Annotated in this window: 24 protein-coding genes and 2 pseudogenes; 14 read left to right on the top strand and 12 right to left on the bottom strand. The window is 62.6% G+C overall.

What is annotated here, in order from left to right:
* Positions 1-75 precede the first annotated feature (75 nt).
* A pseudogene (locus tag OKW45_RS11735) lies at positions 76-381 on the top strand (LysE family translocator); the annotation flags it as partial.
* 220 nt (positions 382-601) lie between these two features.
* On the opposite strand, the gene OKW45_RS11730 reads toward OKW45_RS11735, so the two are convergent.
* From OKW45_RS11730 to OKW45_RS11705, 6 genes are all read right to left on the bottom strand, one after another.
* Entirely contained in the window at positions 602-778 is a 177-nt protein-coding gene (locus tag OKW45_RS11730) for a hypothetical protein (RefSeq protein ID WP_429468190.1), read from the bottom strand.
* A gap of 106 nt (positions 779-884) precedes the next feature.
* The gene (locus tag OKW45_RS11725; protein ID WP_018423731.1) at positions 885-1,040 is read right to left on the bottom strand and encodes a DUF3309 family protein; all 156 of its coding nucleotides are present in this window, start codon (positions 1,038-1,040) and stop codon (positions 885-887) included.
* 228 nt (positions 1,041-1,268) lie between these two features.
* Positions 1,269-1,475: a hypothetical protein gene (locus tag OKW45_RS11720; RefSeq protein WP_429468187.1), complete on the bottom strand. Its 207-nt coding sequence runs from the start codon at positions 1,473-1,475 to the stop codon at positions 1,269-1,271.
* A gap of 346 nt (positions 1,476-1,821) precedes the next feature.
* Positions 1,822-2,040: a hypothetical protein gene (locus OKW45_RS11715; protein WP_018423728.1), complete on the bottom strand. Its 219-nt coding sequence runs from the start codon at positions 2,038-2,040 to the stop codon at positions 1,822-1,824.
* A gap of 195 nt (positions 2,041-2,235) precedes the next feature.
* The gene (locus OKW45_RS11710) at positions 2,236-2,538 is read right to left on the bottom strand and encodes a hypothetical protein (RefSeq protein WP_026226398.1); all 303 of its coding nucleotides are present in this window, start codon (positions 2,536-2,538) and stop codon (positions 2,236-2,238) included.
* 91 nt (positions 2,539-2,629) lie between these two features.
* Complete coding sequence (locus tag OKW45_RS11705; RefSeq protein WP_018423726.1) at positions 2,630-2,896, bottom strand: hypothetical protein; 267 nt, start codon at positions 2,894-2,896, stop codon at positions 2,630-2,632.
* Between the two features lie 433 nt (positions 2,897-3,329).
* Between OKW45_RS11705 and OKW45_RS11700 the strand changes: the two genes are divergently transcribed.
* Positions 3,330-5,387 carry a serine/threonine protein kinase gene (locus OKW45_RS11700; RefSeq protein WP_429468184.1) on the top strand — a complete coding sequence of 686 codons (2,058 nt, stop codon included), beginning with the start codon at positions 3,330-3,332 and terminating at the stop codon, positions 5,385-5,387.
* Between the two features lie 28 nt (positions 5,388-5,415).
* On the opposite strand, the gene OKW45_RS11695 is transcribed toward OKW45_RS11700, so the two are convergent.
* Positions 5,416-7,455 carry an SUMF1/EgtB/PvdO family nonheme iron enzyme gene (locus OKW45_RS11695; protein WP_429468181.1) on the bottom strand — a complete coding sequence of 680 codons (2,040 nt, stop codon included), beginning with the start codon at positions 7,453-7,455 and terminating at the stop codon, positions 5,416-5,418.
* A 390-nt stretch (positions 7,456-7,845) separates the two neighbouring features.
* Between OKW45_RS11695 and OKW45_RS11690 the strand changes: the two genes are divergently transcribed.
* The 9 genes and pseudogenes from OKW45_RS11690 (at position 7,846) to OKW45_RS11650 (ending at position 20,539) form a co-directional block, all read left to right on the top strand.
* Complete coding sequence (locus OKW45_RS11690) at positions 7,846-8,271, top strand: DUF4399 domain-containing protein (RefSeq protein WP_018423723.1); 426 nt, start codon at positions 7,846-7,848, stop codon at positions 8,269-8,271.
* 46 nt (positions 8,272-8,317) lie between these two features.
* On the top strand, positions 8,318-8,755 hold the full coding sequence (locus OKW45_RS11685; RefSeq protein ID WP_429468178.1) for a DUF4399 domain-containing protein: 438 nt from the start codon (positions 8,318-8,320) through the stop codon (positions 8,753-8,755).
* Positions 8,756-9,006: 251 nt separating this feature from the next.
* A complete protein-coding gene (locus tag OKW45_RS11680) occupies positions 9,007-9,285 on the top strand; it encodes a hypothetical protein (RefSeq protein ID WP_429468175.1) in 279 nt (92 codons plus the stop codon).
* Between the two features lie 350 nt (positions 9,286-9,635).
* Positions 9,636-11,012 carry an efflux transporter outer membrane subunit gene (locus tag OKW45_RS11675; protein ID WP_429469354.1) on the top strand — a complete coding sequence of 459 codons (1,377 nt, stop codon included), beginning with the start codon at positions 9,636-9,638 and terminating at the stop codon, positions 11,010-11,012.
* A gap of 239 nt (positions 11,013-11,251) precedes the next feature.
* The gene (locus OKW45_RS11670) at positions 11,252-13,864 is read left to right on the top strand and encodes an FHA domain-containing protein (protein ID WP_429468172.1); all 2,613 of its coding nucleotides are present in this window, start codon (positions 11,252-11,254) and stop codon (positions 13,862-13,864) included.
* Positions 13,842-15,215, top strand: a complete 1,374-nt coding sequence (locus OKW45_RS11665) for a beta-barrel domain-containing protein (protein ID WP_429468169.1) — start codon at positions 13,842-13,844, stop codon at positions 15,213-15,215. Before OKW45_RS11670 ends, OKW45_RS11665 begins: the two co-directional genes overlap by 23 nt.
* A 37-nt stretch (positions 15,216-15,252) precedes the next feature.
* Positions 15,253-16,005: a peptidylprolyl isomerase gene (locus tag OKW45_RS11660; protein WP_018423717.1), complete on the top strand. Its 753-nt coding sequence runs from the start codon at positions 15,253-15,255 to the stop codon at positions 16,003-16,005.
* 39 nt (positions 16,006-16,044) lie between these two features.
* Positions 16,045-19,187, top strand: a pseudogene (locus OKW45_RS11655) (peptidase domain-containing ABC transporter).
* The gene (locus OKW45_RS11650) at positions 19,184-20,539 is read left to right on the top strand and encodes a sigma-54 interaction domain-containing protein (RefSeq protein WP_429468166.1); all 1,356 of its coding nucleotides are present in this window, start codon (positions 19,184-19,186) and stop codon (positions 20,537-20,539) included. The pseudogene OKW45_RS11655 and the gene OKW45_RS11650 overlap by 4 nt, the downstream one beginning before the upstream one ends.
* A 45-nt stretch (positions 20,540-20,584) precedes the next feature.
* On the opposite strand, the gene OKW45_RS11645 is transcribed toward OKW45_RS11650, so the two are convergent.
* Together OKW45_RS11645 and OKW45_RS11640 are read right to left on the bottom strand one after the other, a co-directional pair.
* Positions 20,585-21,355 carry a PP2C family protein-serine/threonine phosphatase gene (locus tag OKW45_RS11645; RefSeq protein ID WP_018423714.1) on the bottom strand — a complete coding sequence of 257 codons (771 nt, stop codon included), beginning with the start codon at positions 21,353-21,355 and terminating at the stop codon, positions 20,585-20,587.
* Positions 21,356-21,360: 5 nt separating this feature from the next.
* Positions 21,361-21,648: a hypothetical protein gene (locus OKW45_RS11640; RefSeq protein ID WP_026226395.1), complete on the bottom strand. Its 288-nt coding sequence runs from the start codon at positions 21,646-21,648 to the stop codon at positions 21,361-21,363.
* Positions 21,649-22,098: 450 nt separating this feature from the next.
* On the opposite strand from OKW45_RS11640, the gene OKW45_RS11635 reads away from it, so the two are divergent.
* On the top strand, positions 22,099-22,620 hold the full coding sequence (locus OKW45_RS11635) for a lecithin retinol acyltransferase family protein (protein WP_429468163.1): 522 nt from the start codon (positions 22,099-22,101) through the stop codon (positions 22,618-22,620).
* Between the two features lie 40 nt (positions 22,621-22,660).
* A complete protein-coding gene (locus tag OKW45_RS11630) occupies positions 22,661-22,912 on the top strand; it encodes a hypothetical protein (protein ID WP_018423711.1) in 252 nt (83 codons plus the stop codon).
* Between the two features lie 4 nt (positions 22,913-22,916).
* On the opposite strand, the gene OKW45_RS11625 is transcribed toward OKW45_RS11630, so the two are convergent.
* Positions 22,917-23,795, bottom strand: coding sequence for a LysR family transcriptional regulator (locus OKW45_RS11625; protein ID WP_429468161.1), 879 nt, complete (start codon positions 23,793-23,795; stop codon positions 22,917-22,919).
* Between the two features lie 340 nt (positions 23,796-24,135).
* On the opposite strand from OKW45_RS11625, the gene OKW45_RS11620 reads away from it, so the two are divergent.
* Positions 24,136-24,627 carry a membrane protein gene (locus OKW45_RS11620; RefSeq protein ID WP_018423709.1) on the top strand — a complete coding sequence of 164 codons (492 nt, stop codon included), beginning with the start codon at positions 24,136-24,138 and terminating at the stop codon, positions 24,625-24,627.
* Positions 24,628-24,701: 74 nt separating this feature from the next.
* Here OKW45_RS11620 and tehA read toward each other — a convergent pair whose 3' ends face one another.
* Both tehA and OKW45_RS11610 read right to left on the bottom strand, forming a co-directional pair.
* A complete protein-coding gene (gene tehA / locus OKW45_RS11615; RefSeq protein WP_429468158.1) occupies positions 24,702-25,715 on the bottom strand; it encodes a dicarboxylate transporter/tellurite-resistance protein TehA in 1,014 nt (337 codons plus the stop codon).
* Between the two features lie 179 nt (positions 25,716-25,894).
* On the bottom strand, positions 25,895-26,245 hold the full coding sequence (locus OKW45_RS11610; protein ID WP_429468156.1) for a response regulator: 351 nt from the start codon (positions 26,243-26,245) through the stop codon (positions 25,895-25,897).
* Positions 26,246-26,247: the final 2 nt, after the last annotated feature.

Raw genomic sequence — 26,247 nt, 5'->3', positions numbered from 1 at the left:
GTTTATCCGGGCTTCAGACAATAGAGACGCGGCACGTTTTCGGCTTCACCGGTTCTGTCCCATGGCGCCGGACAACGCGGTCTGTTTTGGCGCGGCTTCGCGACGTCGGGCTTGAATCCGAAAACGCTATTGTTCTTTCCGTCTTTCTTTCCACAGTTCGTCAGTACTTCGTCGAATGAAGCGCATTGATAGGCCAATCATCAGTACCTTTTGCTGGGCAGTACTTTTGCGCTGATGTTCGCGTTGGGCATCGCATCGACGGCAATCTTCTCGCACCGCCTGCGTACGGTTCTACAACGGCCGACGCGGCTGCGCATCGTGAACTGTCTGATGGGGAGCTTGCTGGTAGAGACGGGCGCGCTGATGGCGGCGGTACGCTGACCATGAAACGATCCGCATACCGCCGCCGCGGGAACAACGTCATCCTTATCGTCTGTACCGCGCGATATCAATGGAAAATGAGGTACAGGATGATCAGTACAATCACTGGAACGCCGAGCAGCCAGCCAAGTAGGTAAGGCATGATGTCATCTCCTTTCGTATTGAAGTTCGAATATGCGGGAGTTTCAGCAGGCAGCGTGCCTGGCTCGAAGATGTCGATCTATTCGAGCAATCGATCGACCGCAACGCCGATGGTCCGCATATCGGGCTTTAGCCATTGTTCGAAAAGCCCGGAGACATACGGCCGCCTTGCCGATATCTTCCATGGCGCCGACCCGCCGATTCCCGCATTCGCGCCGGTAATCAGCGCGACGTGATTGGCCAGTAACTCTTCCATCGAGTGCTCCGGCAACGACGAAAAAGCGAAGCCGCCACCTACCGGCACGCGACATCGCGCGGATAGACGGCGGCCCCGCCTCATGTTCCAGTCCACTACGCGTGGTCTATATCACACCGGCAACCAGCAGAACGATCACCACGATCAGTACGATGCCGAGTCCGCCGGTCGGACCATAGCCCCACGATCGGCTGTGTGGCCACGCCGGAAAAGCGCCGATCAGCAGCAGAATCAGCACGATTAGAAGAATGGTTCCTAGCATGTTATGACCTCCGCCTGGTTGAGAGAGACCTGCTTTATCTACGTTGGCCACAAGGCCGCAGGGTAATCCCTAGACAGCAAAACTTGTGCCCAAGGTCGATCCTTTTAATCAGATCACCGGGGCGACACGCGACGCGTGCGAAGATTCTCGAGCCAATTGGAACGGCACCCGTCGCGCTCAAAACCTGAGCAGGGTGCCGTTTTTCCAATTGCGGACACGTCGCGCGTCCTATAGATAGGTTCCGCCGATGCGGCCTTCGAAGATCGCGGTGTTGATGTCCCAATCGTCGACGGTACCCGTGCCACCACCGTCCACCTTGACGACTACCGAGCGGCCGCCGCGCAGCGTCCTCATCTGTTCGGCGGTCAGCGTTTTCTCGTCGGATGGCTCGCCCGCGCCGGGCGGCAGGTCTTTGATGATCACAGTGGCTTTCATGGCATTTCTCCTTGACGTGGAAAGGCGAGCACAGTGCGGCGCCCGCATAGCTTTCTGCAAGGCCTATGCCAATGTGAGGGAACGTGCGCCGCAACATGGAGCGGGGGCCGCGATGCGAAGCCTGGCAAGGATCCGCGCGATAGCCGCGTTGAATCGCACTGAGCACGATCGCGATTGCGCGTCGAAGTGTTTGCGCGCGTCCCACGAGTCACGTGCGAATGGTTGGGGCGCAGCGCAGCGTCGCGCGTGGCGAACTCAGGCGTCCAACACTCAATCGCAAGCGCAAACAGAAACGGCACGCGCCATATGCGCGTGCCGTGATGGTGAAACGCCCCGGCGAGCAATGCTAGCGGCGCTGGCGTCTACGCGGCAAGGCTGCTTCCGCGATACGCAGATGCGCGGCCGGAAAGCCCGGCGGGTACTCGACGACGCGCATCGCGGCCGGCACCAGCGGCGCGGCGAGACTCGAGCGCGCGCCGACTCGGGCGCCGCCGACGATCGCGGCCATCGCCTCGCGGTCCAGTTCGACGCTTTCGGTCAGATCCTTGATGCTCAGCTTGGCCATGATGGCTCCAGAAAAACGCTCCGGCGGCCAGACCCGTTCGGGTGCCGGCCGCCGTGCCCGGAATGTGTTCGGCGTGTTATTCGTTGTACTGAGGTCTCAACGCACTATCAGTATAGGAAATCCGCTCGCGGCGCGCATGGCCGTGGTGTTGCCGCGGCAGTGAAGGAACCCCCAGTCCCCCGCTGCTGCCCCGGCTTACACGGCGGAGTAATTGGCGCCCGACAGGATAGGGTCGACTTTCAGCTTCAGCGGCAGCACGACGCCTGGGCCGATCGAACCGATGTCATTGAGCGCTGCGACGTTGACGATTTGCTGCTGAGCCAGATTCTGAATGACGTTGACGTTGACGTTGACGTTGGCGATGCCGGCAAGGCTGCCGAGACCACCAAGGCCCGAGGGCATGGGCACGTTGCTGCCGGTGCCGCCGGCGATCCCGGACATGGCCCGGCGGTCGAGTTCGCGCGTGCCGGACAGATCGCGAATCATGAGGGATGACATGGCGTTTCTCCAAAGACGTACGGAAAGCGGACATGAATGGCTTGCGACGAAGCGGCCCGCGGCTGCGGGCGCCTCGCCGCACCACGCACTATTAGTGGTTGCTGTTGCTCGAATTGATATACGGCGAGAAGTCCGACGTGATGCCGGTGGCGAACGCAACATCGTTGCCGTTGGCGTTCTGGAAGTTCAGTTCGTTACTGATCACTTGCGTGGTGGTGCTGTTCTTGACGCTGGTCGGCGCATAGACCGGGGCGAAGCTATAGTACTTGCTCGGGCCGAAGCCGCCGCGTACGGCTTGCATGGCTTTGCTGTCGAGTTGTTCGGTGACGGACAGGTCTTTGATCATCAGCGTTTTCATGGTGAGTCTCCTGAAAGAAGTGTTCGCAGTGTTGCGAGTGGTTTCGAGCAATTCGTTTGCTCGGACATCACTAACGCACAGGCTGTGCCAGTCTTAGTCAAGTATCCTGAGGAAATCGACGAAGCCCTGTCGTATAAGGGTTTTGCGCGTGGAAGGACCATCGTGCCGGTCAGGTCGAAACACGTTGACGCGCCCCGAGCGGTGGCCGCCGTCCGACATTGCGGCGGACCCTGTTGGATGGCGCACGACATTGCGCGAGCCAGCACGCGGCGCGGCGCGCGGCTCATGCCTGGTTTGCCTGGTTTGCGAAAGCGCGGACCGGGAGCTAGTATCGAAACGGCACATGTAACTGGATACGACAGGTTTTCTATCGACCCGCGTGGCGTCGGTCGCATGCGACACGGTCCAGCGGCAACGGCGGTGCTTCGCACAAATGGCTAGCCTTGCGCGTGTGATTCTCGACTTCCAGAGCGGCGAGCTATCGCGTGACGAGTTCGTCGCGCAGCTCGACAGCGCGTTGGCGACCGAGCAACTCGGTCCGACGCGGCTGCTGGAGACGCTGTACGCCGCGCATCATCGGTCGCCGTTGCCCGACGATCTCTACCTGGAAGTGCGGCGGCGCATCGAGCTGCTGCGCGTGTCGAACGTCGCGGCGGGTGGCGAGGAAACCGGCATCCAGACCACGGTCGATCTACCGTCGCTGCGTTCGTCGAGCGCTGGCAGTGCGGGCGCCGCGAGTACCGCCGGAAGCGCCGCGCACGAGACCATCAAAGGCATCGGCGATACGCTGAACAACCGCTTCGTGCTCGAGGAGTGCCTCGGCGTGGGCGGCATGGGCACCGTGTACAAGGCGCTCGATCTGCGCAAGCTCGAAGCGTCGGATCGCAAGCCCTACCTCGCGATCAAGGTGCTGAACGTCCAGTTTCGCGGCAATCCGAATTCGCTGGTCGCGCTGCAGCGCGAGGCGCGCAAGGCGCAGGTACTCGCGCATCGCAACATCATCACCGTCTACGACTTCGACCGCGACGGACCGATCGTCTATCTGACGATGGAGTACCTGAGCGGCAAACCCCTGAGCCAGCTGCTGCGCACGCCGGGCTATCAGGGCATGCCGGTGCGGGCCGCGCTGCCGATCGTGCGCGGCATGTGCGCGGCGCTTGCGTACGCGCACGAGCGCGGCTTCGTCCATTGCGATTTCAAACCCGCGAACGTGTTCTTGACCACGAATGCCGAAGTGAAAGTGATCGACTTCGGCATCGCGCGCGTATTCCAGCGGCCTGAAGAGGAGAGCGACGCGACGGTGTTCGATCCCGGCAGTCTGGGCGCGTTGACGCCGGCCTATGCGAGCCCGGAGATGATCGAGCATCGCGAGCCGGACCCGCGCGACGATATCTACGCGCTTGGCTGCATCACGTACGAGCTGTTGACGGGACATCATCCGTTCGATCGCCTGTCGGCCACGCAGGCGCGCAATTCCGATTTCAAGCCGCAGCGTCCAGCGAATCTCGATGCGCGACAGTGGCGCGCGTTGCGTGCCGCGTTGTCGTTCGATCGCAATACGCGGATACCGAGCGTCGTGCGCTTTATCGCCGAGTTCGACAATGAAGCGCGCGCGGAGAAGTCCGGGACGCTCGCGTGGATCGGGCTCGCTGGCCTCGCCATCGTGTGCGCGGTCACGGTGGGCGTGTTCGCTTTTCGCTCGGGGTCCAGCCGGCAGCAAGCCGCGCAAATCGAGGCGGCGAGATCGCAGGGCGATCAGGTCGATCGGGCGGCTGGGGCGTCCGCTGTCGCGCCTGCGCCGAAGCCCGCGTTGACGCTCGCCGCGATCACGCCCACGCTTGCCCAGGTGCCGTGTTCGGCCCTATCGGGCGCGGTGCAGGACCACGCACTGACGGTACGCGGTTTCCTATCGCAGCGGTACGGTGCCGCGCATCTGAAGGAGACGTTGGCGGCGCTGCCTGGCGTCGATACGGTTTCGCTAGACGTGCGGCCGCTCGCCGACGATAAATGCGACTTCGTCAAAACGCTCGCGCCGCTTCTGGTGCGCAACTGGCAGGCGGGGCGCGTGGCGTCGCTGCAGATGCGTCCGCCGAGCGGTTTGCTGACCGAGAACGACTCGCTGGTGGTCGACCTGAAAGCGCCGCCGTTCGATTCCTTTGCGACCGTCGACTACTACCAGCTAGACGGCCACGTCGTGCATATGGTGCCCAGTCGTCTGTGGCCGGACAATCAGATGCAGGCGAACGGCGGTCCGTACACGATCGGCAGCAATGCGGGCGATTGGACCGTATCGAAGCCATTCGGCTCGGAGATGGTGGTGCTGATGGTGACGCCGGTGCCGTTGTTCGACAAGCTGCGGCCGGAAAGCGAAGCGCGCGCCGATTATCTGCGCGCGCTCGCGACCCGGCTCAAGCAGATTGGCGGTCAATACGGGCAGGATCACCTGTTGGCGGACTTCGCCCCGATCACGACCAGACCCGCGACGCGATGATCCGTCAGGGAGCCAATCGACACGGCTTTTAGTGCAGATCCTTGACGACGCGAAAACCGTTCTGCGATTGGCGCACGCCCGCGCTGTATTTGAAGCGCGTCGCGCTGAGCATGTAGTCGCCGCCTTCGCGCCATGAGCCGCCGCGAATCGCGCGCATCTCGCAGCCGGGCGAGTCCCACGCGTGACCATCGACGGGCGCGCCCTGATAGGTGTTGTGCCAACAGTCGGCGGTCCACTCCCAGACGCCGCCGTTCATGTCGTACAGACCCAGCGGATTCGCGGCGAACGTGCCGACGTTTTCCGGGCCTTCCTTGTGCCACGGGTCGCCGCAGTCCTTGCAATTGGCGTTGCCCTTGCGCATCTGCTCGCCCCACCAGTACGCGGTCGTGGTGCCGGCGCGGTCCGCGTATTCCCATTCGGCTTCGGTCGGCAGACGGTACGGTTTGCCGGTCGTTTTGGCGAGCCACTTGACGTACTGCTGCGCGTCGTCCCAACTGAGATCGCGCGCGGGTGCGGTCTTGGTGCTATTGCTCTCCGGCGTCAGCTTCTGGCAGGCGCCGGCGGCGACGCACGCATTCCATTGCTCGACCGTCACGGGGAATTTACCGATCGCGAAGGGCGCGCCAATGCTCACGTGATGCACGGGCTTTTCCGACGGATCGTCGGTATTGCTGCCCATTGCGAACGAGCCGGCGGGTACCGCGACCATGACCGGACAGGCCGCGCAGTCGCGGATTTCACCGGCCGTCGGGGGATGAGCGACGGTCTTTTCGGCGAATGGCGCCGCGGCGGCCGTGGCGGGCGGCGTTGGCGATGGCGCGACGGCGGGGCGCGGTGGTGGCGGCGCGGCTGCGCTGGCTTGCGTCGCGGGATGCGTGACCTGTGCAGACGGCGTGGGTGGCGCGACGTGACCGCTCTGCGTCGCGGGCGCGGCTGGCGGTGCAGCCGGCGCGGCACTCACCGCGGGAGTCGATGCCGCCGCGCGCAATCGATCGATACGTGCATGCGCGAGTGTGGCGAAGCGGCCATTCGGATAGGCCTTCAGATAAGCCTCGTAATCGGCTGGGTAGTTGCTGTCCTTGATCGAATCCCAGAACGTGATTTCGTATTGTTCGCCGCTTTCCTTGGGCATGATGCCGCGACTGCGCGGCGTGATGGCGCGATGGTCTGACGTATTCGACGACTCGATAGCGCTTTCGCCACTTGTGGGAATGGATGAACGCGCGACAGAGAGCCACGGTTGCTGCGTTCCGCGTGTAGCGGCGCGTACTTCGGCGCCGACCTGTCGGAACAGCGCGGCGAGCGATCGCGACGATGCGTCGGCGTTGTTGAGTGCTTGCAGCAAGGCATCGGTATAGACACCATGCCGCGGACCGTCCGCCGCGAAACCGCCCGGTGCGGTTGCATAGGCAATCACGGTGTTGGCAGCGATCTTCGGTTTATCGATCGCAACCGCGGCGGGCGCAAATGGATTGTCGAGGCACGTATCGAGAATCACGAGATTGAGCCGGCCCGCGCGAGCGGATTGCATCGCATGCAATACGGTATTCAGATCGACGCCGTTATTCAGTAGCGACACCGGCGCGCGGATATCGCCTCGCGCATTGAGCCCCGCCGGCAGAAGCAGCGTTTGTGCGCCTACCTGCATGCCGTGTCCGGCGAAATAGAACAGTCCGATATCGCCTGTTCGCAATCGTCGTTGAAATTCGTCGATGGCCGCGCGCATTTGCTGCGGCGTAGCATTCGTGCGCGTGATGACTTCAAAGCCACGCGCACGGAGCGCAGCGCCGATCGATTCGGCGTCGCGCGGCGCGTTGGCGCGGATCGGGTTAGTGGCGTCACCGTACTCGCCATTTCCGATCACGAGCGCGACACGCCGCGAATGCGTGCCGTCGCGTGACGAAGCAAACGGTGAATGGAGTAAAGCGGTGTCCGCCGGCCGCGCCGGATGACTCGCTACCCAAGCCGGGCTCGGCTCGATGCTTTCACGTTGCGTCGCGGCACCGGCACTGTCCCACTGCGCCTGGATTGCCCCAACCATGCACACCAGCAGGAATCGTCGCCACATCTTTATATCCTGTTTGTACCGGACAGAGTTCAGGCATTCGTGCACCACGCTCGCGCTGCCCGCGCTCTTTATTAACGATAGCACGCACTTTGCGTCACAACTGTCCGGGAGTCCTTAACGCGTCATACGGTTAACGAGCATGGCGTATCTTTTTGGCAAGTTACGTCCTAAGCTGATTCACAAAGTCACGTCGCACGGCCGTTTTAACTAGGTGGCTGCCTGCCGGTTTCAACCCGCGACACGCCGCTCGAACACCCGGAAGGTCATCGATAGCCGGGTCCCAGCCATGACTCCTGTTCGGGAGAGTGCGCTATGCGAAGAACCCGTGTTTCCTTTCTTTTCGGCAGTCGTGATCCGGCGCAAGCGCGTTGCGGCGGATTACGCGCGGCGATGTGCGCGACGCTCGTCGCGGTCTGCCTCGGTATCGGCACTGGCGGCGTTGCGCGCGCCGAGCAGACGCCGTCACCGCCGGGGGCCGAGGAGTACATCATCTGGCCGTCGGATGGCGCGGTGATTCACGGCGGCAAGCTGTGGGTGCGCATGGGGCTGCGCAATATGGGTGTGTGTCCGAAGGGCATCGCGTTTCCGAATACCGGCCACCATCATCTTCTGATCGACACGGATTTGCCCGCGCTCGATCAGGAGATTCCATCGGACCGCCAGCACCTGCATTTCGGCGCGGGCGAAACCGACGCGCGCATCGAGTTGCCGCCCGGCAAGCACACGCTGCAGCTGATTCTCGGCGACCATCATCACGTGCCGCACGTACCGCCCGTGTATTCGAAGAAGATCACCATCACCGTGCTAAAAGACTAACGCGATCCGTTCGTTAGAACTGGTCAAGCCGGAACGGAGAGTCCTGATGAACAAGTTCATTGCGGCCGCGGCATTCGTCGCAGCGGCACTGGCGGTATCGACCGCGCCGCAGAGCGCGTGGGCAGCGACGCCGTCGCCGCCCGGCGCCTACGCGTACGTCGGCTATCCGAACGATGGCCAGGTGGTGCCCGCCAATAAGCCGTTTCGCGTGTGGTTTGGCCTGCGTTTCATGGGTGTCGCGCCGAAAGGCGTCAAGTACCCGAACACCGGCCACCATCATCTTCTGATCGATAGCGATCTGCCGCCGATGGACCAGGAGATACCCTCGGATCGTCATCATCTGCATTTCGGCGCGGGCGAAACGGAAACGATGATTCAATTGCCGCCGGGCAAGCATACATTGCAGCTGTTGATGGGCGACGACATGCATATGCCGCACAACCCGCCGGTGTATTCGAAGAAGATCACGGTGATCGCGCGGTGACTGTCATCACGCAGCCAACAATGTCGCGCGCGCTGTTGGCTGCGATCCACCATTCACTGGTCTCGCTCTGCCGCTCGTCAGCGTCGGGACAGCGGGTGCGAACTTCCAGGCCTTTGCTACAAGGCGTTCAGGACGCGAATGACAAAAGCAAGGCACTCCTGGCATAGCCCATGCATCAGTAGCGCCCGAGCAGACAAGTTGCTCGAACCCGACGCACCACGATGCGCTTTCCCATTCCCAGGAGATTTGCCATGAACACGCTGATGATCAAGGACCTGTCCAACACCGAACAACTCGACAGCAAGGCGATGAGCGCCGTGCGCGGTGGCAACAGCTACTATTCGATGCCGTCGTACCTCAGCTATGCGCCCGTCTATGCGCCGCACAGCATCAAGAACGTCTCCACGACGCAGATGATCAACACGGAAATGAACATCCAGAGCGCGAACGGCAACAACTCGGCGCTGGTCAGCGGTACGACCACCTACATCCAACCGACCATTTACTCGAGCAACGTCAACAACGGGTAGTGAGCGGCGCACGCGCGGCCCGGGCGGCCGCGTGTGCGTGCCCCAACAGGCGCATCGCTCAAAAAGACCGCTAATCCAATCGTCCTTTTCCACGCATCCTTCGCGTATCCGCCGCTCCCCGCATCGACTTTTCCGCCGCTTCATTGCCGAAGCCGCGCGGAAGCGGCTCGGCCTGAACAACCGGGCATCTCGCGCGAAACAGGCGGGTGCAACTGGAGACCACCGTGTCAGCATTGCCGGAATCATCGTTCGATTCGTCGCGTGATTCGCTGGACCTTCAGCGGGTTCCTGCTGAAGCCAGGACGCCTCGCCGCATAGCCCGTGTGCTGCGCGGGACGTGCGCCGCAACGATGTGCGCAATGGCGTTGAGTGCGTGCGTCGACGTCAGAATGCCGGCTTATCAACGCCCGGACACGCCGGCCAAGACCTCGTGGTCGGATCGCAATGGCGCGCCGGTATCGGCCGCGGAGACGATCGAGCGCGACTGGTGGAAGGGCTTCCAGGACCCGTACCTCGATACGCTGATCGACAAGGCGATCGACGGCAACTTCGATATCCGGGTGCTGGCCGCGCGTATCGAAGTCGCGCACACGCAGATCAGCGAGACAGGCGCGGCCGCATTGCCGACGGTGGACCTCGGTGCCGGCGCCGACTACACGAAGACGACTGGCCAGCCTTTGACGAAGACGTACAACCTCGCGCTGCAGGTGAACTGGGACATCGACATCTGGGGCAAGGTCGAAAAAGGCGTGCAGGCGCAAAAGGCCGAATTCCACGCGAGCGAGGCGGATTGGCGCGCGGGCTATCTCGAACTCGTCGCGAATGTGGCCAGTACCTATTTCCAGATCCTGCAATTCGACGACCAGATCGCACAGCAGCAAAAGACCATCGCCACGAACAAGCAAATCCTGGCGATCTACGAAGGCCAGGCGCGCAATGGGCTCGTGCCGCAAACGCAGGTGTTGCGCCAGCAGGCGGAGATCAACCGGCTCACCAACGATCTCTATGACCTGCGCCGATCGCGGGCGGTCTCCGACAACGCGCTATGCACGTTGCTCGGCGTGCCGGCCGGCGAATTCCATGTGCCGCAGGGCCATTTACAGGAGCGCGTGAAATTGCCGGCCGTGCCCGATGGTTTGCCCGCGCAATTGCTGTCGCGCCGCCCCGACGTGGTGGCGGCCGAATTCAGGGTGCTCGAGACCTATGACCTCGTCGGTCAGTCGAAGCTTGCGCAATTGCCGAGCATCGGCCTCACCGCGCAAGGCGGCACGGCAAGTTACGCGCTTAACCAACTGCTGAAGTCGTTCACGTTCGGCCTGATGCCGAGCATCAATTTTCCGCTGTTCGATCCGGGCGTGCGCGCACATGTGAAGGTGACCGAGGCGCAATCGAAAGTCGCCGAGCAGCAATATCGCGTGGCCGTGATGGGCGCATTCGAGGAAGTGGAGAACGCGCTCGTCAATCTGAGTGCCCATAAGGCGCAGCGCGCGGAATTGCAGCAGCAGGTGTCGCGCCTGCAGATCGTCGCGGATCAGATCCAGTCGCAACTGCGCCTTGGCGTCGTGTCGCAACTCGAAGTATTCGAAGACGAGCGGACCTTGCTGGAGGCGCAACAGGCGTTGCTGGAAAACCACCAATTGATTCTGTCCGACACGGTAACGCTTTATAAGGCGCTCGGCGGCGGATGGCCAGGTGTCGACGTGCAAGCGCAGGTCAAAGAGAAGTAACGAAGCATTGAGCTAATCCACGAGTTGGCGTACCGCGCGGGTATTTCGTCGGCTGACGGCTTATCCGCGGTCTCCTCATCCGGCGATATCCAAATTGACACTCTCGATGCGTGACTTACAATCCTTTAGGGGTCAGCGTTTGCGTGGCTCTTCACGACAATATCGTTGCGCCGCTGTTCTTCGTCCAGTTCGCCCCGCGTTCCCGCCGCGGCGGGTAAACGCTTAGCGATCCAGATAAAATGGCCACCGGCGAAGCTCCGATTGCTGAAATGCGCGTGACAGCGGACGCTGCCTTCGACGTGGTGTTGTCGCCGGTTGCCTGCGCGCAGCGCCCCGCGCTCGACGCCATTCGCATCGTCGACAACCTGTTCGCCATCGGCCGCATCGAAGCGCCGTTCAGCGACTATCCCGCACAATGGACCGCCGGTCTCTCGCGCCGACACGCACGCGTTTTCATCGAGCATGGCGCGATTTATGTTGCCGATCTCGGCAGCAAGAACGGCACGACGGTCAACGGCATCGCGGTGCGGCAAACCCCCGCGCGTGTACGCGCCGGCGATGAACTCTGCTTTGGCGGTGAACTGCGCTACCGTTTCGGCATCGAGCCGCGCGCGCGCGTCGTCACGGGTGGAAGCGCTTCTTCCCTCATTCATCTGTTGCTGGTGCCGCAGCGCGATGACCTGGGTCTGCAACCGGTCGACGTGCTGGCTTTTCCATTTCTGGTCAGTAAAACGGACGAGGTTTTCTCGCGCTACAAAGACCGTTATCCGCACCAGGTCAATTACATTTCCCGGCGCCATGCGCACCTGTTTCTGAAGGGCGGCGAGCTCTATGTCGAGGATCTCGGCAGCACCAACGGCACGTTCGTGAATGGACAGCGGATCGGCGAATCGGCGCTTGCACTGGCGGACGGCGACGTCGTTGCATTTGGCGGCGACCACTTCGTCTACAGGGTGTCGCTACAGAACTCCGCCGACGTCGAACCCACCGTGACCCAGCTCTCTCTTCAGCCCGCTGTCGACAGTGCCGCCGATGCCGACAAGACGACCTTCGTCGGCACTGCGCATTCGTTTCTCGACATCTTTTGCGTCGATCCGGCGCTGCAACGCGAAGACGAAGTGAATGAAGCGGCGCAGCCGAGCTCCGCGCGCGCGAAGCGTGACGGAGTAGGGACGGCAAATGGCGCGCAGGGCGCCAAAGGCGCGCAGGCGGGGCATCCCGCCGATACGAGAGACGGCGCGAATGAAAGAAGCGGCAAAGCTAAAAGCGCGGCAAGAAGTAAGCCGCGTCGCTGGAAAATGATCGCCGGCGAACTCCACAAGGCGTTAGCGGACGGCGAGCGCACCAATGTGCGGCGCGCGGCGGCATGGGGCGGAGCGGGTATCGCGATCGTGGTTGCGCTTGGCGTGGGCCTTTATCTGCACGGTTCATCGGAACGGGAGTTGAAGAGCCTGCTCGCGAGCGGTGATTACTCGAGCGCTCTCACGATGGCAAGCGGCTATCTGGCGACGCATCCGGCGGACACGACAATCAGCGCGCTCGCGAGCGAGGCGTTGTTGAAAGCGAACTTGCCGGGCTGGATCGAAGCCGTGCAACAAGCGAAGTTCGACCAGGCCGACACGCTGCTGAAGAACATGAGGGCGTTGAGCGGAAATGACGCCGATGCCGCGTCGCTGGTCGGCGAATTGCAATGGGTCGGCGATCTCGAACGCTTCGTCGCGGCGCGTGGCGGCGTCGACGCGCCGATCCGCATGTATACGGACGAAGCGACGATCAACGGTCTGCTGCACCGCTGGGACGACGACGCGACGAGTCACCAGCGCGCGCTCGATCGGATTGCGAGTTATGTGCCGGTCTTCGCGGAGCCCTACGCACATACGCTCAGCCATCTGCGCAAGCTCGAAAGCGACGATTCGGTGTACGTCGCCGCGATCGATCGGCTCAATGGCGTAATTCATACCGAACTTTCGCGCGACAAACCCGACGCGCTGCCGCCGGTACTCGACGACTACGCGCAGCGTTATCCGCGGCTCGCGGGGCTCGATAGAGTACGCGACGATTTGCGCCAATACACCGGGTTGCTGAATGCCGCGTTGAGCGGTCAATTGACGTCATTGCTGGCGATGATGAAAACGGTGCGCTTCAGCACGCCGCCGTTTCAGGCGCAATTCCAGCAGCTTGCGTCTACACGCTTGCCGTCGGCGGACATCGTTCAACGGCAGGACGCGGTCGATGCCGCGTGGCAGCGCGGCGACGCGCAGCAGGCGCTGAACGATTTGCAGTCGATGCCGGCGAGCCCGTGGTCCGATGTGCTCGCGGCCGAAGCGACGCACAAGAAGGCGTTGTCCGATCGATACAACGATCTGCAGAAAACGCGTGGCGGGAAAGATTACGACCAGCGTTTGCTGTCGTTCTACGCGAGCCTCGATCCGCGGACCGACGCATGGTTCGTGCAGGCGATCCAGAAAGACGTGGCCGCGTTGCATGACAAGGCGCTCGCGCATGCGCAAGATCTGCTGGTGCGCGCGCAAAGCCTGTGGAAAGAGTACCGCGCGAACGGTTCGATCGGCGGCACGCAGCGGCTCGAAGCCGGTATCTCGCCGGGCTTTCGCAACGAGGCCCGTCTGCTGAGCGACGCGCAGACGGCGGCACGCCAGGGCATGCGCATCTATACGCAGTTGAAGGCCGATCATCCCGCCGACTTCGATCGCCTGCTCGCGGATATCGAGGCCGAAGCGAGTTTGCAGCGCCGCTCGTTGACCGAGTTGCGCATGGTGCTGGACCCTGGGCTGCTGAAAGCGAAGCTCGCGTTGATTGGAGGCGATCAGAGTGAAACGCGACCCTCACCCTAGACCGTTGTCGGAGGCGCTCGAAGATCATAGCGTCGAAGGCATTGCGATTCTGACGTCCGAGCCGGTGCGGATTGCGCGCGCGCTGATTTGGGCGATGGTCGCGCTCGTCGTGTCGGGTTTGCTGTGGTCGTTCGTCGGCCGCGCGGATGTGATCGTCAGTGCGCCCGGCACGTTGTCGCCGGAATCGGAGGTGCGGCGCATCTATACGCCGATCGACGGCGAACTCGCGGATCTGTATATCGCCGAGGGGCAGCCGGTGTCGAAAGGCGACGTGCTCGCGCGGCTCAATGCGCGCGGCGCGATCGAAGCAGCGAGCAACGCGTTACAGGCACAACTGAAACTCGAAGACGCCGAACGCGAATGGAAGCAGTTCCCGGAGAAGAAGGCGTTGATGGAACGCAAGGCCGCGTCGTTGAAGGCGCAACTCGAAGTCGAGGAGCGCTTGCACGAGAATCGCGTTTCAGAAGGCACGACGAAGCTTGCCGAAGGGCAGAAGGCCGAACTCGACGAAGCGCGCAGCTCGCTCGACAACGCGCGCCGCACGCGCGAAGCGGCGAATCAGGAACTCGATCGCTATTCGCGGCTGTTCGCGCAGCCGGGCGGCGGTGGCATTGCCGAATTACAGGTCGAGCAGAAACGCACGGCCGCGCTCGAAGCGGATAACGCTTACCGTGTCGCGCAGTCGAAGCTGGCCGAGCTCGACTTTCGTCTGAGCCATGAATACGCGCAGGCCAATGCGCAACTCGCGACGAGCGGCCAGCAAAGCACCGATCTGCAGCTGCAATACGATTCGGCGGTGCGCGAGATCACCGATGCGGAAGACAAACTGCGCGTGCAACTGCAAAGCGCGCGGCTCGAAGCCGATGCCGCCGCGCGGGTTCGTTTCGAGAACATCGATAAAGACAATTTTTTGCTGATTCTCGCGCCGGTTTCAGGCGTGATTACCGACGTCACGTCGACGCAGCGCGGCGACAAGATTCAGGCGAATGCACCGCTCGGCGGCATTGCGCCAAAAGACGCGCGGCCCGTGCTGAAGATCGAAATCTCCGAACACGACCGCGCCTTTCTGCACGTGGGCCTGCCTGTCAAATTGAAGTTCAACGCGTTTCCTTACCAGCGCTACGGGTTGATCAGCGGCACGCTCGCCTATATCTCGCCGGCCACGAAGCCATCCGCGCAGGACAAGCAACCGGTCTACGAAGGCCGTGTCACGCTGGACAAGGACTACTACCAGGTGGCCGGCACGCGTTATCCGCTGCGTTACGGCATGACCGCCAACGCGGAAATCGTCGTTCGCGAGCGGCGCCTGATCGACCTCGGTCTCGATCCGTTCAGAGAGGTGGCGGGTTGAGCGCGCGAATCAAACATCCACGAAAGGAGCCGAGCAAATGACCGCGATAGTGCGTATCGATGACGAAGTCGTGGACGTGGACGAGTTCATTCGTCTTCTGAAACTGACCGGCCAGTTCGAGAGCCTGATCGAGCAGATCGTGCGCGACAAGCTTACCGTCCATGCGGCGAAGAAGCAGGGCATCGCCGTCAGCGCCGACGAGATCCAGCAGCGCGCGGACCAGTTTCGCCGCGTGCGCGGGCTGCATCGCGCGGCGGACATGAATCATTATCTCGACGCGCTGCACGTGAGCCTCGACGAATTCGAGGCGTTCATTACCGACGGGCTTTATCAGGAGAAAATGCTCGACGACATCGGTAACGACGCTGCGATCCATGATTACTTCGCGTTGAATTCACCGAAGTTCGACGCGATCGAAGTTAGCCATATCGTGCTCGATAGCGAAGGCAAGGCGAAGGAAATGATCTCGTACCTGCACGACGACCCGGACGCCTTCGGCGAGATGGCGCGCGAGCATTCGATTGCCGACACGCGCGAGTCGGGCGGCGTGATCGGCAAAGTGCTGCGCGGTTCGCTGAAGCCCGATATCGAGGCGAAGATTTTTAACGCGGCGGTCGGCGATCTGCTTGGGCCGTTTCCGTCGGCCGACCGCTCGTGTTTCGAGATCTTCGCGGTCACGGCCAAATATCCGGCCACGCTCGATGCGGACGTGGCCACCGAAATCCGCCGTTTGCTGCGCGAGAGCTGGCTCATTGCCCGCGCCCAGGAACACGTGATCGAAGCGCGCTAGTGCCCGACTAGCGCCCGATAAAGCGAGGCTCACCGATACATGGACGCCCCCCAGACCGCGCCATCCGCGCCTTCCACCGCCGAATTTCTCGCTTCGGTGGAGATCCTGTCGCCGTTCTCGCGCGACGAAATCGAGCGGCTTGCCGAGGACGCGCAGGCCAGGTTCTATTCGTTTGGCGAAACGGTGTGCTCGGCCGGTGAAGTGGCCGAAGGTCTCTATGTGATCCGCTCGGGCACGGTACGTATCTTCACCGAGGAGCACGGCAAGGAAACCAGCATGGGCGTGCGCAAGTCGGGCGAGATCTTTGCCGACATTGCGATGTTGCGCTCGTACGTTCACGAAGCGTCGGTGCGTTCGTCGGGCAAGACCGAAGTACTGTTCATTCCGCGCAGCGCGGTCGAACCGGTGATGGCGGGCAACGCCGCCGCGTTGGCGTTCGTCGCCAGCTATGTGGCGATCAATTCGGCCGGGGGCTTCGTCGCGCAATTGTTCGATCTGCGCGGCAAGCTGAACAAGGCGGAACTCGAAGAGTACGTGCGCAGCGTCGGCGCAAAACGGGTCGCTGCCGGCAAGGAGATTCTGAAACAGGACGGCCGCGACGACAGGCGGCTTTATGTGGTGCGGCAAGGCCAGGTGCGCATCGTGCGGCATGAGGAGGGCCACGACTATACGCTCGCGACGCTCGGCAAAGGGGAGATATTCGGCGAGAAGGCGTGCCTGATGCGCCAGGAACAGATGGCATCGGTCGTTGCAACCACCGACACGCGGCTGCTGGTCATCCCCGAGCGCACCGTTCATTTCATTCTCGAACGCAATCCGAAACTGCGAGAAGTGCTCGACGAGCGCATCCACTATGGCGACCGCGAATTGCAGCGGCAAAAGCGGCTCGAACAGCGGCGCAAGCTGCCGTTGATGCTCGACCTGCAGAGCAAGCCGGAACTCGGCGAGAAGATCATCCGGCGTTTCGCGCTCGTCGAGCAGGCCGAGGAGATGGATTGCGGCGCCGCGTGTCTCGCGATGATCTGCCGCCATTACGGCATTCCGATGACGCTCGGCAAATTGCGCGAACTCGCGAACGTGACGACGCAGGGTGCGACGCTCGACAGCCTCGCGCGCGCGGGCGAGTCGCTCGGTTTCACGACGCGCGGCGTGCAATGCACGTTCGATTCGCTGCGCGGCTTCGATCTGCCGTTCATCGTGCATTGGGAGGGCTATCACTATGTGGTCGTGTACGGGCTGTCGAAAGAGTATGTCTGGGTGGCGGACCCCGCACTCGGTTTCAGAAAGCTGAGCGTCGAAGATTTCGAACGCGGGTGGAGCGGCACCTGCCTATTGTTTACCGGCGGATCGCAGTTGCTGCAGATGTCGGCCGCGCGCTCGCCGTGGATTCGCTTTGTCGGCTATCTGAGGCCGTACCGCAAGATACTCGGCTATCTGTTTCTGGCGACCTTCGTGATTCAGGTGCTCGGCGTGATTCCACCGCTGATCATTCAGAACATTCTGGCTATCTGTTTCTGGCGACCTTCGTGATTCAGGTGCTCGGCGTGATTCCACCGCTGATCATTCAGAACATTCTGGACGGCGTGATCGTGCATCAGAACGTCAGCCTGCTGCATATGCTGATCGGCGGGCTCATCATCTCCAATGTCTTCACGCAGTTGATGTCGACGATTCGCGCGTATCTGGCGAACTTCATGGTCCGCAACATGGACTTCGCGATGATGTCGCAGTTCTTCAAGCATACGTTGTCGCTGCCGTTCTCGTTCTTCGCGAAGCGCAAGACCGGCGATATCTTCGCGCGCTTTCAGGAAAACCAGACGATCCGCGCGTTCCTGACCGAATCCACCGTGACGACCGCGCTGAATCTGCTGATGATCTTCATCTACTTCACGATCATGTTCGTGTACAACGTGAAGATGACGCTGGTGTTGATCGCATTCGTAATTCCGATCATGGGACTCACGGTGATCGCGACCCCGAAGATCAAGGGCTACGCACGCGAGGTGTTCACGGCGTCGACCGAGGCGAAGTCGTTCCTGATGGAAGCTCTGGCCGGCGTCGAGACCGTCAAGGGCATGGGCATCGAGCGGCCGGTACGGTTGCGCTGGGAGAAGAAATACGCAAAGGCGCTCGAATTGCAGTATCGCGCGCACGCATTCAATATTCTGGTCGGCTTCGGCAGTCAATTGCTGAATGCGGCAACGACGATTGCGATTCTTTGGGTTGGCGCGAATCTGGTACTCGCGCGCGAATTGACGATCGGTCAGCTGATCGCGTTCAATGCATTCATGGGCAGCGTATTGAGTCCGCTGATGGGTCTCGTCGGCTTGTGGAGCATGCTCAACGATGCGGGTGTCGCGATGGAACGGCTCGGCGATGTGCTCGATATCGAGCCCGAACAGAAGCCGCAGGATTTGCCCTCGCGCGTGATGCTGCCGGAACTGCAAGGCGAAATCAGCCTGCAAGGCGTGTACTTCCGCTATGGCGAAGAGGATTCCGCTTACGTGCTGGAGAACATCAGCTTCGATATCAAGCCGGGTGAACTGGTCGCGATCGTCGGCCGCAGCGGGTCGGGCAAAACCACGCTCGCGAAGCTGCTGGTTGGCTTCTATCAGCCGAGCGAAGGGAAAATGACGATCGATGGCTATGACTCCGGCGTGATCGACAAGGCTTATTTCCGCGCGCAAATCGGCTACGTGATGCAAAGCAATCTGCTGTTCTCGGGCACGATCGCCGAGAACATCGCAAGCGGCGACGATGCGCCGGAGCGCCGCCGCATCGAGGAAGTCGCGAAAATGGCCGACGCGCACGGCTTCATCGGCAAGATGCCGCTCGGTTATGAGCAGATCGTCGGCGAGCGCGGCATCGGTTTGTCGGGCGGTCAAATCCAGCGGCTTTGCATTGCGCGTGCGCTGTATCACGATCCGCGTCTGCTCGTGTTCGACGAGGCGACGTCGGCGCTCGACTCGCAATCGGAGAGCAATATTCTCGGCAATATGCACGACATCCTGAAGGGCCGCACGGCGGTGATCATCGCGCATCGGCTCAGCACGATCATGCGCGCGGACAAGATTCTCGTGCTGTATGAAGGCGCGATCGTCGAACAGGGCCGTCATGAGGAGTTGATCCAGCGCGGCGGCATGTACTATCAGCTCGTGCAGAAACAGTTGAGTGCATCATGATGAAGATACTCGACCAGATTGAAGAGGCGAGTCCCGCGATATCGTACGCGGGACTGATCGAGCGGATCGAGATCCTGCGCTCCACGTTGCGCTGGTCGTCGCGGCTCGAACGCGCCGATATCGACAAGCTGCTGAGGCAGGCCACGTCGTTGCGCGACGAAGTGATGCAGCTTTCGCACAAGGAGCGCTTCGTGCAGGCGGCCACCGCGGGCGAGCCGCAGACGAGCGCGGAGCAGTCGCGCGGTGCGCGCCGCAAGGCACTACTCGAACGCAGCTTCATTTTCGAGGGCACGTTCGGCGACAACCCGCGTTTGCTCGAATCGCTCGAAATCGCGGAAAAAGCGGCGCCAACCGATTTGCCGGTGTTGATCGATGGAGAAAGCGGCACCGGCAAGGAGCTGATGGCGAAAGTGATTCACGCGAATGGCTCGCGTGCGGACAAGCCGTTCGTTTCGGTGAACTGCGGCGCGATTCCGGAAAATCTGCTCGAATCCGAACTTTTCGGACATCGCAAGGGCGCATTCACCGGCGCGTCGAGCGACCGCAAGGGAAAATTCGAAAGCGCGCATACGGGCACGATCTTTCTCGACGAAATCGGCGAGTTGCCGCTCGCGGGCCAGGTCAAGCTGCTGCGTGTGCTCGAGGCGCACGAGATTCAACGCGTCGGCTCCGACGAAACGATCGCGGTCGATACGCGCATCGTCGCGGCGACCAATCGCAATCTGCGCAAGCTCAGCGAGGAAGGCCGGTTTCGCGAGGATCTGTTCTACCGGCTCAGCGTGATTCACGTAACGCTGCCGCCGCTGCGCGAACGGCGCGACGAAATTCCGTTGCTGATTGCGTGGTTCGGCGACGAAGCGGCGGGCACGCTGAAACGCCGGCCAGTCAGGTTGACGCCGCGTTTGCGGGACTTTCTATTGAGCTACGCATATCCGGGCAACATTCGCGAATTGCGCAACGTGATGTACCGCATCTCATGTCTGGCTGCAGACATGGCCGACGTCGAGCATTTGCCGCTCGATATGCGACCCGCCGCACCCGGTTCGGCGGCGGCGCAGGCGGAGGGCGGACAGGCGAGCGGCGAGCAGCCGATCAGCGTCGCGAATCTGATGTCGTTGAGCGACGCGAAGCGGGCGGCTAGCGACGACGCCGAGAAAGCGTTCCTCGAACGCGGACTGCGTGAAGTCAGCGGGACCGTCGCCGAACTGGCGCGGCGCATCGATATGAATCGCTCGCACTTGCAGATGCTGCTGAAAAAACACGGCCTGCACTCGAAAGATTTCCGCAATCGCAATGCGCCGCCCACGAAGAACGGCGCGAACGAGCGCGACGAGGAAGACGACGAAGGCTGAGTGAAGGACCACTGAACGCTCGGTGAAACGCGCGCCTGAAGATCATCAAGGCGCCGGGTTCAGCAAGGTCGTGTCCGCCGCATTGGGGTCCTGCGCTTCGACGACCACTGCGGTGATGTTGTCGCGCCCGCCGCGGGCGAGCGCGAGGTCGACGAGTTCGCAGCATGCGTTTTCGCGCTCCGCCGTGGTCAGCACGTCGGCGATCTCGTCGTCGCTCAGTTCGTTGCTGAGACCGTCGCTGCACAACAGGAACACGTCGCCGTCGGCGACTTCGATCGCGTCGTCGTCGAGTTCGAGCGAATCCGTTGCCCCGACCGCGCGCGTGATCATGTGCTGCGCGGGATGATGGCGCGCCTCTTCGTCGGTGATGACGCCGAGCGAGCGCAGCTCCTCGACCTGGCTGTGATCGCGCGTCAGTTGCCGCAATTGCCCCGCGCGGTACAGGTAGATGCGGCTGTCGCCGGCCCACACGTAGCCGCAGAAGCGATCGCATGCAAGCAGCACGACCACGGTGCTGCCGATGCGCTGCACCTGGCGGCGCGCGGCTTCGTCGCGCAATTGACGGTTCGCGGTTTGCAGACGCGCGCGTACATCGGCGATCAGCATTCTGAGGCCGTGCGGCGCCGCCAGTTGAGTCAACGCGTCGATCACGGTGCGGCTGGCAACGTCGCCGACCGCGTGACCGCCCATCCCATCGGCGACAGCCCAGCGTCCCGCTTCGGGCTCGTCGAGGCAGGCATCTTCGTTGATTTCGCGGACCCGTCCCGTGTCGGAACGCGCGGACGACGTCCAGCGAAATTGACTCTCGCAGGTCACAACGGCTACACCATATCGTTTCGGTTGCGTGCGTCCGGAGACACGGTGAGGTTCGCGTTCGCGCCGGTGTTGCGTACGTCGACCGACTGGAACTGGTTGATCATCTGGTTAGCATAGAAGTTGTTGGAGACCTCGTACAGATTGACCACCGGCCCAATGCTCGGCGTTTGCGGCACGAACGGCTGAATCCAGCCATAGATCCATGGCGCGCCGCCGCCACCGCGAATCGCCGCCATCGCTTTGCGATCGAGCGCGAGGTTCAGCGAGAGGTCGTTCAATTTGATGCAGGACATGTCGTTCTCCGGTTGGCCGCGTGGGCAATGCGCGCGGCTGAATGGACTCGGCACCACACGTGCAAAGGCCATGCCAATCGGGGGCGGATTCGACGCGAAGCCCACGGCGCGTTGACTGGCGCGGCTTGCGCGGATTTGCCACGAACACGGTCGATACGATCGGTCGGCTCGCGGCCAACAAGCCCGCATTTGAACAGGTGTGAGACCCAACACATTCAGCGGGGTCCCCACGGGTTCTCCATCCGGTTGAAATCAACGCGCGACACGGCTCGCAAATGAGCGTCGAACACCAACAGAGCAGCGCGATTTCTGTTGGTCCCGTCCTGACATCTACCTCTTCAGAAAACCGCTCGATCGGCCGTCAACCCTGTAAACAGGGGTTTTCCGGCGCCTGGCCCGGATGATGCAAAAGCTGTCGCAACAGTGTTGGAAATGCGAACGAGGCCAGCCATGAACACCCAAACGCTCGACACACGCGACGACGACCCGCAATCCGCAGCCGCTTGCGTTACCGCATCATCGACGATCGATCTGCCGATCGGCGCGCATCTGGTCACGCAACGCAACGGCTACGAACATCACGGCATCTATGTCGGCAATGGCCGCGTCGTGCACTACTCGGGCTTTGCGGCCTCCGCGCATCCCGGACCGGTCGAGGAAGTCGAACTCGCGCGCTTCGCCGCCGGCCATTCGCTGTCGGTTCGCGCGACGCCGAGCGCGATCTACGTCGGCGCCGATGCGGTGCGCCGCGCGCGCTCCCGCCTCGGCGAAAACCGCTATCGCCTGCTGACCAACAACTGCGAACACTTCTGCGCGTGGTGTCTGCTCGGCGAAAGCCACAGCGAACAGGTGCATTGCTGCTTGCGCCATCCGAGCACGGGGGTGCGCGCACTGCTGTGCCTCGTGAAGGCGTTCGTCGAGAGCGGGGCGAGGAGCGAACACCGCGTGGCGCAACTCGCGCAAGTCGCGTGAACGCAGCGCGTCAGGAACCGGACGATTCGAGGAGAACATCATGATTGCCGCAGAAAAAAGCCTGCACTGGGCCGTCGACAAATGGCTCGCACCCACGCCGTCGATGCCCGCGCGCGTGGTGCGGTTCTGCCATCGCGCGTCGCAACAGCAACGCTATGTCTGTGTGCAGGCGTTGAAGCCGGAAGGATTGCTGTCGATTTTCTTCTTCCGCCACGGCGACGGTTCGTGGAACGTGTTCCCGCCGCAAGCCGAGCGGCCCGCGATGAACGGGTATTGCCGCACGGCCGCGTAGGTCCTCATGCGTGACCCGCCGTGGCCGCTTCCTTGGCGAGCCACTGACTGAACAGCAACATCGCCGGCGTCATCGGCTTGCCCTTCAGGCAGGTCAGCCAGTAACTGCCCGCCTTGACCTCGACGTCGAACGGGCGCACCAGACGTCCTGTATTGATCTCCCGTTCGAACATCAACGCAGGCGCGAGCGCGATGCCCGCGCCCTGTATCGCCGCTTCCACCATCAACCGCGACGAATCGAACACCGGTCCGCGCACCGGCCGCGGCGCGATGCCCGCGGCCGCGAACCAGTTCAGCCAGTCGTCCATGCGGTACGAGCGCAGCAGCGTTTCGTTGGCGAGATCGTCGGGCCGTGCGAGGCGCGCGGCGATCTCGGGCGTGCAGAGCAGCGCGAGCGGCGCGTCGAGCAGTTTGGTGGCGAGCGAGCCGGCCCACGTGCCGTCGCCGAAACGGATCGCGAAATCGAGGCCCTCGGTCGCGAGGTCGACGAGGTTGTTATTGGTCAGCAGCCGCAGCTCGACGAAGGGATGCGCGTCGCGAAACGACTTCAGGCGCGGCATCAGCCAGCCGACCGCGAACGTGCCGACCACACCGATCGTCAGCACCTCGTGAAAATGCCCGCCGTCGAACTGCTTGAGCACCGTCTCGATACGATCGAACGCGTCGGACAGCACGGGGCGCAGCGCGAGTCCTTCGTCGGTCATCGCGAGGCCGCGCGGCAAACGCTTGAATAGCGCGGTGCCGAGCCGCTCCTCCAGCAAGCGGACCTGCTGGCTGACCGCGGCTTGGGTCACGTTCAGCTCTTGCGCCGCGCGCGTGAAGCTCAGATGCCGCGCGGACGATTCGAACGCGCGCAGCGCGTTCAGCGGAAGATACGGTCTCATGGTGCAGATACAAGATTTTCTTGTGAGTGGGCTAACTTATCACCATCGGCCCCCTTCGCCGACTTCCTGTCCGTTATTCGCCAGTCGAATTGTGCGACACTAGGGCCACATCGACGGGGGCAATCGTACGCCCGGCGCCGCGCCAGACGCGCGGTGGCGAGTCGGCAATCAAGAGCCGGCAATTGTGAGCAACGGTGAACGGCCGCCACGGATTGCCTCGATGTAGGTGGTGAGAAGTTGACTGTCCAGATGGAATGTTCGACATGTTCTGCCGACGTTCGTCCAGGTAAGCCGTCGGCTCGTGCAACCTTGCATCATTGCCCTCGATCGGGAGTGCGCTATGTCCGTGTATGTTCTGGCCTTGCTCATCGGCGTCGTCGCCGGCCTTCGCGCGATGATCGCCCCCACCGCCGTCAGCTGGGCCGCGCGTCTGGGATGGCTGCCGCTGCAAGGCACGTCGCTCGCCTTCCTCGGCTTCGCGGCCACGCCATATATCTTCACCGTGCTGGCGGTCATCGAACTGATCACGGATCAATTGCCCGAAACGCCGAGCCGCAAGGTGCCGCTGCAGTTCGGCGCGCGAATCGTGCTCGGTGCGCTGAGCGGCGCGGCGATCAGCGGCGCGCATGGCGGCCTGGCGGGCGGCATGATCGTCGGGGTGCTGGGCGCGGTGGTCGGCGCTGTAGGCGCGGTGATCGGCACACTCGGTGGCGCAAAGGTGCGCGGTTCGCTCGCCAGCATGTTCGGGCGCGATGCGCCCGCGGCGTTGATCGAGGACGTGGTCGCGATCGTCGCGGCTGCGTTGATCGTCGTGTCGTTGCACGGGTTCTGACACAAACGCGAAAACGCGGCGGGACGCTTTGCGCGTCGCCGCCGCGTTCGGTCGCTGCCCGCAGCTTATCGAACCTAGGCGATTCGCGCGGCAGTCGTGACTTGCCTGACCGGCGCCGCCGCCGTCGAACTCGCCGCCGCTGGCGGCATCAGCTTGCCTTGCGCGAGCAACTGAAGCGTCTTCACGACCAGAATCGCGATGATCGCGTTCGCCACCACGAACAGAACCGGCGCCGCGAATTCGATCGGACCCGTCGCGCCGCGTTCGACGAGACGCAGGGCCATCGTCGGCAACGCCGCTACGCCGAAGCTGAACGCCCAATAGCCGGGCACGAATGCCTGTTGGCGGATCCACGGCAGCAAACGCAGCAGCATCAGCGCCTGATAGAGACCGTAGCCGAGCAGCGCGTAGGCGAACAGATCGGGCGTGCCGCCGGTGAGGCTCAGATACGCGACACCACCGACGACTGGCGGCGCGAGTTGCACGCCGAGGGTCGGGCGCAGCGCTTCGGGCAGTGGTTCATGCACGGCGGCGCGATGCAGGATCATCGATTCGAGCGCGAGCCACGCCAGCATGCCGCCGCCAAAAAACAGCTCGCCCAGTTGATGGAAGCCGAATGCGGCCGAGCTCGCCGCCGCGACGAAGGCCGCTCCGACCGTCGGCAGATAGATCGCTGGCGTGGTCAGTTCGGGCTTGCGGCCGCCTTGCCACAGCTTGCCCTGTAGATAGACGCCGAGCCCAAGTTGCGCGATCGCCGCGATGCCGTACAGCGTCAGCGCGAGGGTATGCGCGTACGGCTGCAGCAGTTGCGGGGCAAGCAGCGTCGAGATCGGCGCGAGCGCGACGAACGAAGACTGCACCGGATGGTCCAGTTCGGCGCGTGCGTCGGCGGTCCGTGCGAACCACTTGTGCACGTAGGCGGACAGGATGATGACCCAGACGGCGAGCGCCGCGATCGTCACCACGCTGCCGGCGACGGCCGGCAAATGCCACAGGCGGATTGCTACGCGCCACAGGTTGGCAAGCGCCAACGAGCCCACCGCGATGCTCAAGAAGCCAGCGGGAACCGCACCACGATTGCTGTTCATGACGACCTCCGAAAGTTGCGTCGCGCTGCGGGTTGCTGGCCATGCGCGATCGATGGCCTACTGTAAAAGGCCACGGAGAATCGCAGAATGCTGCAAACGCTCGACAAATGGCGCAAGCGTCTCAAGCTGTGTTTTAGACGGCGAAAGGGGCAGAGAAGGCGGGGGAGGAAGGGCGGCCGTCAACCGCCCATGCGCACCAGCATCGCCAGCAACTGGTCGAAAGAAAGCGGCTTGCGCGCGTAGGCAATATGCGGATTCGGCTGGACCGGAATGTCCGATGCGGCACTGCACAGGATGATCGGAATCCCGCGCAGCTCTGGGTCCTCATACAGCGCCGCGCACAACTGGAGGCCCGACATGACCGGCATCATGCAATCGGACAAGATGATACCTGGCCGGCTCGAGCGGACCAGTTCAAGCGCGACGGCGCCGTTCGACGCCGTCCGCACCGCATAGCCGTGTCGTTCCAGCAGCAGCCGCCACACCGTGAGGATGTCGAACTCGTCGTCCACCACCAGAATGGTTTTCATGA

Source organism: Paraburkholderia lebeckiae (assembly GCF_050436225.1).
Lineage (GTDB): Bacteria > Pseudomonadota > Gammaproteobacteria > Burkholderiales > Burkholderiaceae > Paraburkholderia > Paraburkholderia tuberum.
The sequence above is the reverse complement of the archived record's forward strand: the minus strand, read 5'-3'. Positions and strand labels throughout refer to the sequence as shown.

Bases quoted from the DNA above. Each gene is read 5' to 3' on its own strand.
- OKW45_RS11730 (WP_429468190.1), bottom strand. From the start codon at position 778: ATGGAAGAGTTACTGGCCAATCACGTCGCGCTGATTACCGGCGCGAAT.
- OKW45_RS11725 (WP_018423731.1), bottom strand. From the start codon at position 1,040: ATGCTAGGAACCATTCTTCTAATCGTGCTGATTCTGCTGCTGATCGGC.
- OKW45_RS11720 (WP_429468187.1), bottom strand. From the start codon at position 1,475: ATGAAAGCCACTGTGATCATCAAAGACCTGCCGCCCGGCGCGGGCGAG.
- OKW45_RS11715 (WP_018423728.1), bottom strand. From the start codon at position 2,040: ATGGCCAAGCTGAGCATCAAGGATCTGACCGAAAGCGTCGAACTGGAC.
- OKW45_RS11710 (WP_026226398.1), bottom strand. From the start codon at position 2,538: ATGTCATCCCTCATGATTCGCGATCTGTCCGGCACGCGCGAACTCGAC.
- OKW45_RS11705 (WP_018423726.1), bottom strand. From the start codon at position 2,896: ATGAAAACGCTGATGATCAAAGACCTGTCCGTCACCGAACAACTCGAC.
- OKW45_RS11700 (WP_429468184.1), top strand. From the start codon at position 3,330: ATGGCTAGCCTTGCGCGTGTGATTCTCGACTTCCAGAGCGGCGAGCTA.
- OKW45_RS11695 (WP_429468181.1), bottom strand. From the start codon at position 7,455: ATGTGGCGACGATTCCTGCTGGTGTGCATGGTTGGGGCAATCCAGGCG.
- OKW45_RS11690 (WP_018423723.1), top strand. From the start codon at position 7,846: ATGTGCGCGACGCTCGTCGCGGTCTGCCTCGGTATCGGCACTGGCGGC.
- OKW45_RS11685 (WP_429468178.1), top strand. From the start codon at position 8,318: ATGAACAAGTTCATTGCGGCCGCGGCATTCGTCGCAGCGGCACTGGCG.
- OKW45_RS11680 (WP_429468175.1), top strand. From the start codon at position 9,007: ATGAACACGCTGATGATCAAGGACCTGTCCAACACCGAACAACTCGAC.
- OKW45_RS11675 (WP_429469354.1), top strand. From the start codon at position 9,636: ATGTGCGCAATGGCGTTGAGTGCGTGCGTCGACGTCAGAATGCCGGCT.
- OKW45_RS11670 (WP_429468172.1), top strand. From the start codon at position 11,252: ATGGCCACCGGCGAAGCTCCGATTGCTGAAATGCGCGTGACAGCGGAC.
- OKW45_RS11660 (WP_018423717.1), top strand. From the start codon at position 15,253: ATGACCGCGATAGTGCGTATCGATGACGAAGTCGTGGACGTGGACGAG.
- OKW45_RS11650 (WP_429468166.1), top strand. From the start codon at position 19,184: ATGATGAAGATACTCGACCAGATTGAAGAGGCGAGTCCCGCGATATCG.
- OKW45_RS11640 (WP_026226395.1), bottom strand. From the start codon at position 21,648: ATGTCCTGCATCAAATTGAACGACCTCTCGCTGAACCTCGCGCTCGAT.
- OKW45_RS11635 (WP_429468163.1), top strand. From the start codon at position 22,099: ATGAACACCCAAACGCTCGACACACGCGACGACGACCCGCAATCCGCA.
- OKW45_RS11630 (WP_018423711.1), top strand. From the start codon at position 22,661: ATGATTGCCGCAGAAAAAAGCCTGCACTGGGCCGTCGACAAATGGCTC.
- OKW45_RS11625 (WP_429468161.1), bottom strand. From the start codon at position 23,795: ATGAGACCGTATCTTCCGCTGAACGCGCTGCGCGCGTTCGAATCGTCC.
- OKW45_RS11620 (WP_018423709.1), top strand. From the start codon at position 24,136: ATGTCCGTGTATGTTCTGGCCTTGCTCATCGGCGTCGTCGCCGGCCTT.
- tehA (WP_429468158.1), bottom strand. From the start codon at position 25,715: ATGAACAGCAATCGTGGTGCGGTTCCCGCTGGCTTCTTGAGCATCGCG.
- OKW45_RS11610 (WP_429468156.1), bottom strand. From the start codon at position 26,245: ATGAAAACCATTCTGGTGGTGGACGACGAGTTCGACATCCTCACGGTG.